General features: G+C 61.3%; 10 protein-coding genes. 6 read left to right on the forward strand and 4 right to left on the reverse strand.

All coding sequences use genetic code 11. From position 1 onward, the window contains the following. Nucleotides 1–205 precede the first annotated feature (205 nt). From ABD013_RS15405 to ABD013_RS15430, 6 genes are all read left to right on the forward strand, one after another. On the forward strand, nucleotides 206–1,372 hold the full coding sequence (locus ABD013_RS15405; protein WP_343807868.1) for an iron-containing alcohol dehydrogenase: 1,167 nt from the start codon (nucleotides 206–208) through the stop codon (nucleotides 1,370–1,372). Then, a complete protein-coding gene (locus ABD013_RS15410; protein ID WP_343807871.1) occupies nucleotides 1,369–2,157 on the forward strand; it encodes an IclR family transcriptional regulator in 789 nt (262 codons plus the stop codon). The genes ABD013_RS15405 and ABD013_RS15410 overlap by 4 nt, the downstream gene beginning before the upstream one ends. 108 nt (nucleotides 2,158–2,265) lie before the next feature. Then, nucleotides 2,266–3,204: a hydroxymethylbilane synthase gene (gene hemC, locus ABD013_RS15415; RefSeq protein WP_343807874.1), complete on the forward strand. Its 939-nt coding sequence runs from the start codon at nucleotides 2,266–2,268 to the stop codon at nucleotides 3,202–3,204. Next, entirely contained in the window at nucleotides 3,197–3,970 is a 774-nt protein-coding gene (locus tag ABD013_RS15420) for a uroporphyrinogen-III synthase (RefSeq protein WP_343807877.1), read from the forward strand. Before hemC ends, ABD013_RS15420 begins: the two co-directional genes overlap by 8 nt. A 15-nt stretch (nucleotides 3,971–3,985) precedes the next feature. Continuing rightward, nucleotides 3,986–5,221, forward strand: a complete 1,236-nt coding sequence (locus tag ABD013_RS15425; protein WP_343807880.1) for a uroporphyrinogen-III C-methyltransferase — start codon at nucleotides 3,986–3,988, stop codon at nucleotides 5,219–5,221. Between the two features lie 3 nt (nucleotides 5,222–5,224). Continuing rightward, nucleotides 5,225–6,472 carry a heme biosynthesis HemY N-terminal domain-containing protein gene (locus tag ABD013_RS15430; RefSeq protein WP_343807883.1) on the forward strand — a complete coding sequence of 416 codons (1,248 nt, stop codon included), beginning with the start codon at nucleotides 5,225–5,227 and terminating at the stop codon, nucleotides 6,470–6,472. A 65-nt stretch (nucleotides 6,473–6,537) separates the two neighbouring features. Here the strand turns inward: ABD013_RS15430 and ABD013_RS15435 are convergent, their stop codons facing one another. The 4 genes from ABD013_RS15435 to trxA form a co-directional block, all read right to left on the reverse strand. Next, nucleotides 6,538–7,302, reverse strand: coding sequence for an NAD(P)H-flavin reductase (locus tag ABD013_RS15435; protein WP_343807886.1), 765 nt, complete (start codon nucleotides 7,300–7,302; stop codon nucleotides 6,538–6,540). 45 nt (nucleotides 7,303–7,347) lie between these two features. Continuing rightward, on the reverse strand, nucleotides 7,348–8,823 hold the full coding sequence (ubiD, locus tag ABD013_RS15440) for a 4-hydroxy-3-polyprenylbenzoate decarboxylase (protein ID WP_343807889.1): 1,476 nt from the start codon (nucleotides 8,821–8,823) through the stop codon (nucleotides 7,348–7,350). 153 nt (nucleotides 8,824–8,976) lie between these two features. Then, entirely contained in the window at nucleotides 8,977–10,236 is a 1,260-nt protein-coding gene (gene rho / locus ABD013_RS15445) for a transcription termination factor Rho (protein ID WP_239040948.1), read from the reverse strand. Nucleotides 10,237–10,439: 203 nt separating this feature from the next. Continuing rightward, a complete protein-coding gene (trxA, locus tag ABD013_RS15450; RefSeq protein ID WP_106591462.1) occupies nucleotides 10,440–10,766 on the reverse strand; it encodes a thioredoxin TrxA in 327 nt (108 codons plus the stop codon). Nucleotides 10,767–10,837 lie beyond the last annotated feature (71 nt).

Genomic DNA, 10,837 nt, shown 5'->3' on the forward strand with positions numbered 1-10,837 from the left:
GCAACCAACCAGGTGTTATTTTGAGACTTTTCATCTCATTCTTATTGACCAACACCCAAAACCCTTCTATCCATAACGGGACCTGTCTTCTCGAAACAGCAAAGATGATCCGGCATAACACTGCTCTCCAGCATCTTCAACCGTATCGAGCGGCCCCTGACCGGCCCCCATGGCCTGTTCCAACTGATACCTTCGGAGAATAACAATGAGTAATCGAATCATTCTGCCCCGCCTGATGGAAGTAGGGGCCGGTGCCAGTCGCAAGACCCCCGAAATATTGGCGGCACTGGGCTGCAACAACCCGCTGATCATCTCCGACCCGATGATGGTCAAGCTGGGCTATGTGGCTAACCTGCAGACGGTCCTGAGTGAAGCTGGCGTTGACAGCGATCTCTTTGCCGACACCCTGCCGGAGCCCACCGAAGCCTCGATTCTGGCCGGCGTGGCCAAGGTCCGTGACGGCAACTACGATTCGATTATCGCCCTTGGGGGCGGTAGCCCGATCGACTCGGCCAAGGCGATTTCAATCCTGGGCAAGTTCGGTGGCCAGATGCGTGACTACAAGTTCCCGCGCGATGTCAGCGAGCCGGGACTGCCTGTCATCGCCATCCCGACCACGGCCGGTACCGGTTCCGAGGCAACCCGCTTCACCATCATCACCGACGCCGACAAGGACGAGAAGATGCTCTGCGTCGGTCTCGGTTTCATGCCGGCCGCCGCGCTGATCGATTATGAGCTGACCCTGTCGGCCCCACCCCGCGTGACCGCCGACACCGGCATCGATGCATTGACCCACGCCATCGAGGCCTATGTCAGTGCCAAGGCCAACCCTTACAGCGATAGCCAGGCACTGGCGGCAATGCGGCTGATCGGCCCGAATCTGCGCCGTACCTACCACCAACCGGACGACCGGGAAGCGCGCGAAGCGATGATGCTGGGAGCCACCCTGGCCGGTGTTGCCTTTTCCGCCGCCTCTGTGGCGCTCGTGCATGGTATGAGCCGCCCCATCGGTGCCTTCTTCCATGTGCCCCATGGCCTGTCCAACGCCATGCTGCTGCCCACCGTCACCGCCTTCTCGCTGGACAGCGCACCTGAGCGCTACGCCGACTGTGCCCGCGCCATCGGTACCGCACTGCAGAGCGACGATACCGCTACCGCCAACGCCAAACTGGTGGCTGAGTTGCGTGCGCTGAACCAGGAACTGGAAGTACCCAGCCCCGCCGAGTACGGCATCGATGAGCAACGCTATTTCGAGCTACGCGCGACCATGGCCGAACAGGCATTGGCGTCCGGCTCCCCCGGCAACAACCCCCGTGTTCCCAGCGTCGATGAATTGATCGATCTCTATGCCGCGGTCTGGCATCAGCAATGACACGCATCAGCAGCACAAGACGCCGGCAAAAAGGCTCCTCAATTCTCCGGGTTCTGGAAATCATCGAAGCCGTGGCCAATGCCGGCCGGCCGATGAATGCCGCGGAGCTGTCAAAGCAGCTGGATATCCCCAAGGCCACCGGCCATCGCCTGATCCAGACGCTGGAGAAGGAAGGCTTTCTGCAGACCAACATGGGAGGGGTCATCATCCCCGGCGCACGCCTGCACCAGGCCGCACTCGGGGTCATCTACGCCAGTCGTTACAAGGCCCAGCGCCGGGCCATTCTACAAGGGCTGTCCAACCAGATCCGGGAAACCATCGGCCTGGCAATCCCCGATGGCACCGAGATGCTCTATTTCGATCGCGTGCAGACCAACTGGCCACTGCAGATCAACCTGCCGGTAGGCAGCCACACCCCGGCCTGGTGTACGGCCAGCGGCAAGCTGTACCTGTCCAACCTGCCGACCAGCCAGCGCAAGCTGATGCTCGAGAAGCTGCCCATGCAGCGGTTGGCACGCAACACCCTGACCGATCCCAAAGAACTGCTCGACGAGCTGGAGCATGTCGCCGAGCAGCGACTGGCCGTTGATAACGAGGAATTCATCGACGGCATGGTAGCCGTCGCAGTTCCGGTCAAGGATATCAACGGCCGCCTGATCGCCTGCCTGTTCACCCATGCGCCGGTGATTCGCTGTTCGCTCGAGGACCTGCTGACATTCGAACCGTTGCTGCGCGAAGCCGCCCATGAACTCGAGCAGGTGATCAACGTGCCGGCGCAGAGCTGAGCCGCATCAGTCAACCGCTGTGCCGCTTTCTGTTACACTGCCGGTCATTCAATTCGATCTGGCGAGGCTCGACCCGGCGAGGCTCCGCCTGCTGACAAGGATTCAACCATGAGCAGAACCATCCGCATCGCTACCCGTCGCAGCCTGCTGGCCCTCTGGCAGGCCGAATACGTCAAGGCCGAGCTGGAAAAGCACCACCCGGGCATTCAGGTCGAACTGCTGAAAATCGAATCCCGCGGTGACAAGATCCTCGATACCCCGCTGGCCAAGATTGGCGGCAAAGGCCTGTTCGTCAAGGAACTGGAACATGCGCTGCTCAACGGCGACGCTGATATCGCCGTGCACTCGATGAAAGATGTGCCGATGGAGTTCCCGGAAGGGCTGGGCCTGCCGGTGATCTGCGAACGTGAGCGCCCCACCGACGCCTTTGTCAGCAACACCTACAACCGTTTCGACGACCTGCCCCAGGGCGCCGTGGTTGGCACCTCCTCGCTGCGCCGTGAAGTACAGATCCGTGAACGTCGTCCCGACCTGCAGGTCCGCTTCCTGCGTGGCAATGTGCAGACCCGCTTGGGCAAACTGGATGCCGGCGAGTATGACGCCATCATCCTTGCGACCGCCGGCCTGCTGCGGCTGGAGCTGGGCGAGCGGATTCGCGAGGAGATCACGCCGGAACAGAGCCTGCCGGCTGGCGGCCAGGGCGCGGTCGGCATCGAGTGCCGCAACGACGATGCCGAGCTGATCGCACTGATCAAGCCGCTGCACCACGCAGAAACCGCCAGCCGAGTACTGGCCGAACGCGCCATGAATCGCCGCCTTGAAGGGGGTTGCCAGGTGCCAATCGGCTGCTACGCCACCCTGAACAGCGATAGCGACGAGCTCTGGCTGCGCGGTCTGGTCGGTCGCCCCGACGGCACCCGTGTGCTGCGTGACGAGATTCGTGGCCCCAGCGCCGACGCCGAAACCCTGGGCATCACCCTGGCCGAGCGACTGCTGGAGGCCGGTGCCGACGAGATCCTGCGCGAGGTCTACAGCGAACGTGGCTAAACCGCTGAGCGGCCTGCGGGTGCTGGTCACCCGCCCGGCGCACCAGTCCGCCAGCCAGATCGATTATCTGCAGCGCCTGGGGGCAGAGCCTGTCCCCCTGCCGCTGCTGGAGATCGTTGCCACCACAGAACAGGACGGCGCCGACTACCAGCTGTGCAAGGCCTGCATCCTCGATCTGGACCTCTACCGTGACGTCATCTTCGTCAGCCCCAACGCCGCCCGTATCGGCGCCGACTGGATCGACGAGTACTGGCCCCAGTTGCCACTGGGCGTACGCTGGGTCGGCATTGGCAAGCAGACTGCCGACACGTTGGCACAGCTGGGCTTCGAGGCCTGGCACGCCGAGGGTGGCTTCGACTCAGAGACACTGCTGGCCGACCCGTCGCTGCAGGAGATGTCCGGCGAGCGCGTGCTGATCTTGCGCGCCGAAGGCGGTCGCGACCTGCTGGCCGATACCCTGCGCCGCCGCGGTGCCCGTGTCGACCTGGCCCATATTTACCGCCGCGCCTGCCCGGCATACGCCGACGCAGTTATCCAAAGTACTATTTATGCACAACCGTTATCGGCTATCCTGATCACCAGTGGTCAAGCTTTGCGCAATCTGCTGCAGCTGTGTGGACCAGCAGCCGCCACCTTGACCGAGACCCTGATCATCGTTCCCAGCGCCCGCCTTGCCGAGCTGGCCCATTCGCTGGGATTCAACCGAATCCGGGTAGCCCAGGGACCGGACGACCAGTCGATGGTCGATACCTTGCTACCCGCCTGACCATCGGAACACGGCATGAAAGAGACCCGCAACGAAACAGCTGAACAACAGGAAGGCGAGACCTCAACACCTATGCCCGACGACAAGACCAGCAAGACTGACGACAACCTGGCTGCCGAACCGACAGACGCTGAACAGGCCTCTGCGACCGTCAGTCCGGCGAAGGCGTCCGGACAAGCCGTACCGGCCACACCGACCGAAAATGGCAAGCGTTGTGGTGCGACCTGGCCGGGCAAACTGGCCCTGCTGCTCTCTGTTGTCGCTCTGGGCGGTGGTGCCTATATGGCCTGGGAAGGCTGGCAGATGAAGCAGCAAAACGGCCAGCTGCAGAACCAGATCAGCCAGCAGGTGGAAACACTGATCGCCACCAGCCGCGCTCAAGCGGCCGAAACCCTGGCCGGCGTCAGCCAGCAGCTGGGCCAGTTGCAGGCCCGTGCCGAGGCCGACAAGGCCAATATCGATGAACTCCAGGACCGTCTGACCCGCAGCATCCAACAGGTCACCGCCGATGCCGAAGTCAGCCGCAAGGACTGGCTGCTGGCCGAAGTGGAATACCTGTTGCGCCTAGCCAATCAGCGTGTACTGATGGAGCAGACCGCCACCGGCGCCCTGACGCTGCTCAAATCAGCCGACGAGAGCCTGCGCGAAACCGATGACGTTACCCTGTATGACGTGCGCAAGGCGCTGGCCGAGGATATCGCCGCGCTGGAAGCCGTGCCCAGACTGGATACCGAAGGCGTCTTCCTCAAGCTGGCGGCATTGAACCGCCAGGTCAGCGAGCTGCGTGTCACGCCGATTACCGACAAACGCAAGCTGCCAGCCCTGCTGGAAGAGATCACCCCGGAAAGTGTCGAGCAGTCCTGGGGCGATGGTCTCAAGGCGAGCTGGAACAAGGCGATGGACAAGTTCGAGACACTGATCGTAATCCAGCATCATGACGAGGCGGTCAAGCCGCTGATGTCGCCTGAGCAGACCTTCTTCCTGCAACAGAACCTGCACCTGATGCTGGAGCAGGCGCAGATGGCGCTGTTGCAGCGCAAGCAGCAGGCCTATGACGCCAGCCTGAGCAAGGCCCATGACTGGGTCGGCACCCACTTCGATGCCAAGAACGCCGCCACCCAGGCCATACTGCGAGGCCTCGAGGAACTGCAGCAGGTCAATGTAGCACCGGAACTGCCGGACATCTCCGGCTCTCTGGCCAGCCTGAAAACCTACCTGCGCCAGATGCAGGAACTGCGGGCGGAGGGTTGATCGATGAAGAAGCTGTTCATCTTCCTGCTGATCTTCCTCGTCGCCGGTGCCTGGCTCGGTCAGATGATGGTACAGGACCCGGGCTATGTACTGCTGGCCTACAAGCAGACGACGGTGGAAACCAGCCTCTGGGTTCTGCTGCTGTTACTGATCGTCGCTTTCGCCCTGGGGCACTGGCTGCTTAACCTGGCATCAGGCTTGCGCCTTCCCAGCAACAAGGTGCGCAGCTGGCAAAGCCGGCGCAACCAGCGCCTGAGCCAGCGCAAATCACTCAAGGGGATGGTCGCCCTGTCCGAGGGCAACTGGTGGAAGGCGCAACGCTACCTCAGCCAGGCGGCCGAGCGCTCCGAACTGCCGGCGATCAATTATATGGCCGCCGCCCGTGCCGCCCATGAACAGGGCGACAACAGTGGCACCGATGCCCTGCTGAACAAGGCCCGTGCGGCAACGCCGCAGGCTGAAGTAGCGATCGGCCTGACCCAGGCCCAGTTCCAGCTCGAGCGTGGCCAGCTGGAACCCTGTCTGGCCAACCTGCTCAACCTGCGCCGCCAGGCCCCGAAGAACACCCAAGTGTTGCGTCTGCTGCAGCAGGTCTACCTGCGCCTGGAAGACTGGCTGTCCCTGATCCAGCTGTTGCCCGAACTCAAACGCCAGGGCGTGCTCAACGAAGGCCAGCTGGCCGAGCTGGAGCAGCAGTGTCACCTGCAGCGCCTGCAACAGAGCCTGGCTACCCTGCCCGCCGAGGCCGATGAGCAGGAGCAACTGCGCGTGCTTAGCCGCAGCTGGCAGGCGGTCCCCCAGCACCTGTTGCGTGACCCGGCACTGGTGCGCCGCTACAGCGAACTGATGCGCCAGATCGGCGCCGAGGCGGAAGCCGAACAGGTACTGCAGGATCTGATCAAGCGCAAGTGGGACCTGACGCTGGTCGAGGTCTATGGCACCCTGGCCGGCAAGGATCCGCAGAAACAGCTGGACACCGCCAAGGGCTGGTTGAAGAAGCATCCGGACTGTGCCGAACTGGAGCTGACCCTGGGCCGCCTGAGCATGCGCAATGAGCTCTGGGGGCAGGCGATCAGCCACTTCGAGCGCAGCTTCGAGCTGGACCCGCGCGTGGAAACCTTCGGCGAGTTGCAGCGTCTGCTGCAGCATCTGGGTGAAACCGAACGGGCCTCCCAGCTGATGCAGGCCAACTTCAACCGGGTTGCACCTCAGCTGCCGGCGTTGCCGCTGCCGGAAAACGCCAGCCACTGAGCCAGCGATCCAGCACTAAAAAGGGCAGCCTCGGCTGCCCTTTTTAATGTCTGTTACCTGAGGAGTCAGGCAGAGGTCGTTTTCGCCGGGCGCGGCGCCCAGGCAAACACATCCGAGTGAATCTGCGCTTCGCTGACGCCCTTCTCTTCCAGACGATCCACCAGCGCATGCACCATGCCCGGCGAGCCACAGGCGTACACTGCCAGATCGGCATCAACGTCAGTCAGGTCTTCGGCAATGGCGTCCGGCATCAGACCGGTGCGGCCCTGCCAGCCGGGGCTGTTTTCCGGTTCGCTGACCACCGGGATAAAGTGCACATTGGCGTGCTCGGCCGCCCACTGCTGCGGCAACTTCTCCAGATAGATGTCCGCTTCTACACGCGCGCCCCAGTAGATTTCGATCGGATTGCCCGCCTGATTGGCCAGCAGGTGCTCAACCATGCTCTTGATCTGGGCGAAGCCGGTGCTGGCGGCGGCAAAGATGAAGCGGGTCTCCGGCTTCACGTCGGCCTGACTCAGGTGCACCTTACCCTTGGGCAGCTCCACATCGATCTCGCTCTGGCTGCGCAGGGTATCCAGGATCAGCGCGTTGAATTCGCTGCCCGGCACCTGACGGATATGCAGCTCCAGATCTCGGCCCTGATCCGGTGCCGAAGCGATGGAGAAGGAGGCCTGCTTACCGTCGGGCAGGCAGATGTCCAGGTACTGACCGGCATGGTAGTGCATGTTTTCGCGGTCGCTACTCTCAAGGCGCAGGCGTACGCGGAAAACGTCATGGTTCAAGGCCTCAAAGCCGGTGATGTCGCAATGCTTCTTTTCTACGGGGAACACGTATTCACTCCCTGGCCGGACAGACCTGCCGCCCGGTCGGTTGATTTAACAGATATCCAGTTGATCCCAGATCTCGTCGACCCGCGCTTTTACCGCCGGGTCCATCTGGATCGGCTCGCCCCACTCGCGGTCGGTCTCGCCGGGCCACTTGTTGGTGGCGTCCATACCCATTTTCGACCCCAGCCCCGATACCGGCGAGGCGAAGTCGAGATAATCGATCGGCGTATTATCGATCATCACCGTATCACGCTGCGGATCCATGCGAGTGGTGATCGCCCAGATAACATCCTGCCAATCGCGAGCGTTGACATCGTCATCACAGACGATGACGAACTTGGTGTACATGAACTGGCGCAGGAAGGACCAGACACCGAGCATGATTCGCTTGGCATGCCCCGGGTACTGTTTCTTCATCGTCACCACCGCCATGCGGTAGGAGCAGCCTTCCGGCGGCAGATAGAAGTCCACGATCTCGGGGAACTGCTTCTGCAGGATCGGCACGAACACCTCGTTCAGCGCCACGCCCAGCACCGCCGGTTCATCGGGCGGACGGCCGGTATAGGTACTGTGGTAGATGGCGTCCTTGCGCCGGGTGATCCGTTCCACGGTGAACACCGGGAAGGAGTCCACCTCGTTGTAATAGCCGGTATGGTCGCCGAACGGGCCCTCATCAGCCATCTCGTCGGGGTCAATGTAGCCCTCGAGAATGATCTCGGCGCTGGCCGGCACCTGAAGGTCATTACCCAGGCACTTGACCACCTCGGTCTTGCCACCACGCAGCAGACCGGCAAAGGCGTATTCGGACAGGGTATCAGGCACCGGGGTGACGGCCCCGAGAATGGTGGCCGGGTCGGCGCCCAGTGCCACTGCTACCGGGAATTTCTCGCCGGGATGGGCGGCCTTCCATTCACGGAAATCAAGAGCACCGCCACGGTGGGCCAGCCAGCGCATGATCAGCTTGTTGCGGCCGATCAGCTGCTGACGGTAGATACCCAGATTCTGGCGCGGCTTTTCCGGGCCTCGGGTGATGACCAGCGGCCAGGTCACCAGCGGACCGGCATCACCTGGCCAGCAGGTCTGGATCGGGATCTGGTAGAGGTCGACATCGTCACCTTCGATGACCACATCCTGGCAGGGCGCCTTGCGCACCTGCTTCGGCCCCATATTGAGCACCTGTTTGTACAGCGGCAGCTTGTCCCAGGCATCCTTCATGCCCCGTGGCGGCTCCGGCTCCTTCAGCTGCGCCAGCAGCTTGCCAACTTCTCGCAGGGCAGCCACGGATTCTTCACCCATGCCCAGCGCCACGCGTTCCGGAGTACCAAAGAGGTTACCCAGCACCGGCATGTCGTACCCCTTGGGGTTTTCGAACAGCAGCGCCGGACCACCGGCCCTGAGCGTACGATCGCAGATTTCGGTCATTTCCAGCACCGGGTCCACCGGCATGCTGATCCGTTTCAGCTCCCCGCGCGCTTCCAGCATCTTGATGAAATCGCGCAGGTCCTTGTATTTGGGAGTCGACATGAAAAGCTCGTTCCAGCCAGGCCGCCTGAACGACAAGAGGCGGCTCGGGTGACGTCAACACAGGGCGTAACGCCACCGTTCACATACAAAAAAGGGCAAGTCGTCGCTTACCCTTTTTACCCGGTTCGGTTCACACAGTCGTGTGAGCCCGGATTACTTGCGTTTCATCGACAGGAAGAACTCGTCGTTGGTCTTGAAGTCCTTCAGCTTGTCGATGACAAACTCGGTCGCGGCCGCATCTTCCATCGGGTCCAGCAGCTTGCGCAGGATCCACATGCGCTGCAGCTCTTCTTCGGAGGTCAGCAGGTCTTCACGGCGGGTGCCGGAACGACGGATGTTGATCGCCGGGAAGACGCGCTTCTCGGCCACTTTGCGGTCCAGGTGTACTTCGGAGTTACCGGTACCCTTGAACTCTTCGAAGATCACTTCGTCCATCTTGGAGCCGGTGTCGACCAGCGCCGTGGCGATGATGGTCAGGCTGCCGCCTTCCTCGATGTTACGTGCCGCACCAAAGAAACGCTTCGGACGCTCCAGCGCGTGGGCATCGACACCACCGGTCAGCACCTTGCCGGAAGACGGGATCACGGTGTTGTAGGCACGGGCCAAACGGGTGATGGAGTCGAGCAGAATCACCACGTCCTTCTTGTGCTCGGTCAGACGCTTGGCCTTTTCCAGCACCATTTCCGCAACCTGAACGTGACGCGCCGGCGGCTCGTCGAAGGTGGACGCGACCACTTCGCCGCGCACGGTGCGCTGCATCTCGGTCACTTCCTCGGGACGTTCGTCGATCAGCAGAACGATCAGGTAGCATTCGGGGTTGTTACGGGTGATGCTGTTGGCAATGTTCTGCAGCATCAGCGTCTTACCGGCCTTGGGCGGAGACACGATCAGCGCACGCTGGCCCTTGCCCATCGGGCAGACCAGGTCGATCACTCGAGCCGTCAGGTCTTCGGTACTGCCGTTACCGATCTCCATGCGCAGACGTTCCTGCGCGAACAGCGGTGTCAGGTTCTCGAACAGGATCTTGTTCTTCGCGTTTTCCGGACGGTCATAGTTGATCTCGTTGACCTTTAGCAGCGCGAAGTAACGTTCGCCATCCTTCGGCGGACGAATCTTACCTGCAATGGTATCACCGGTACGCAGGTTGAAGCGGCGGATCTGGCTTGGCGATACGTAGATATCGTCGGGGCCGGCCAGGTAGGAAGAATCAGCAGAGCGCAGGAAGCCGAAGCCATCCTGGAGAATTTCCAGTACGCCGTTGCCATAGATATCTTCACCGCTTTTGGCATGTCGCTTCAGAATTGCGAAGATAACATCCTGCTTGCGGGAGCGGGCCATGTTTTCGAGGCCCATTTCGGTAGCAATTTCCAGAAGTTCCGGAACGCTTTTCAGTTTGAGTTCGGTAAGATTCATAGTTTTCAGGAAGCAGCCGCTGTCGACTGGTTACGGATGGAAACCGGACGGTTAGTCAGAAGAACAAGGTTAAGATACAGCTTTTGAAGCCCACGCAATGGATCGCCGGGCCGACAAGTCAATCTACTATAAAAGCTAACCCGGGCAGTGTCCAGCCGGGATCAAGAAAAACGCAGCCGGGCGGCTGCGTTTTCCTCACGCCATTAAAGGTTGGCGTCGATGAAGGCGGCCAGCTGTGACTTGGACAGGGCACCGACCTTGGTCGCTTCCACGTTACCGCCCTTGAACAGCATCAGGGTCGGGATACCACGGATACCGAACTTCGGCGGAGTTTCGTTGTTCTCGTCGATGTTCAGCTTGCAGACCTTCAGCTTGCCCGCATACTCCTTGGCGATCTCTTCCAGAACCGGCGCGATCATTTTGCAAGGTCCGCACCACTCGGCCCAGTAGTCTACCAGTACAGCGCCGTCCGCCTTGAGGACATCTTCTTCGAAGGACGCGTCAGTTACATTGACGATATTTTCACTCATGGATGGATTCTCCAGTGCACCAGGTGCGTTAGAAACAATGGTTTCGATGATAACACCTAGCACGAATTCCC

The organism is Marinobacterium maritimum, assembly GCF_039523155.1.
GTDB classification, from domain to species: Bacteria; Pseudomonadota; Gammaproteobacteria; order Pseudomonadales; family Balneatricaceae; genus Marinobacterium; species Marinobacterium maritimum.